1 protein-coding gene and 1 pseudogene are annotated in these 662 nt (G+C 38.5%); both read left to right on the plus strand.

Going from position 1 to position 662, the window contains the following annotated elements:
• The coding region (locus A9G45_RS13505) for a transposase (protein WP_141673707.1) at positions 1 to 295 on the plus strand (295 nt) is incomplete at its 5' end.
• A pseudogene (locus A9G45_RS13510) lies at positions 295 to 662 on the plus strand (IS3 family transposase); the annotation flags it as partial. The gene A9G45_RS13505 and the pseudogene A9G45_RS13510, both read left to right, overlap by 1 nt.

Genomic DNA, 662 nt, shown 5'->3' on the forward strand with positions numbered 1-662 from the left:
AAAATTCTCTATGATAAAAGTAAAAGAGGATTCAATTATGAAAAAAATGACTGAACATCAAATCGTAGCTATTTTAAAAGAAGCTGAAGCAGGTATTCCTGTCAAGGAACTCTGTCGTAAATATGGCATGGGTAATTCAACTTTTTATAAATGGCGGGAAAAATATGGCGGTATGGAAACGTCGGATATCAAACGCTTAAAGGAGCTTGAGGCTGAAAACCGCAAGCTTAAGCAGATGTTTGCCGAACTGAGCTTAAAATCCCAGCTTCAGGAAGAAATCATAAAAAAGCTTTAGTGCCAACTGAGGCACGTAAAACGTGGGCACAGCAACTACAACAAAATCATTCAGTCACTATTACGATGAGTTGTGCCATTGTTGGTTTAAGCCGTTGTGCTTACTATTACCAACCTAAGTTTCAGGATGATTCCGTGATTATTTCGGTGTTGAATACTGTCACAGACCGGCATTTACGCTGGGGTTTTCCTAAATGTTTTAATCGTATCAGAAAGCTCGGCTATCAATGGAATCATAAACTGGTATATCGGGTGTATTGTGAATTAAAGCTTAATCTCAGGGTAAAGCGTAAAAAACGCATTCCTCCACGATACCCAGAAAGGTTATTAGTCCCCAATAAACAAGGTGAATGTTGGTCAATGGATTT

The sequence above is a fragment of the Gilliamella sp. HK2 genome (genome assembly GCF_001690265.1).
Lineage (GTDB): Bacteria > Pseudomonadota > Gammaproteobacteria > Enterobacterales > Orbaceae > Gilliamella > Gilliamella apicola_C.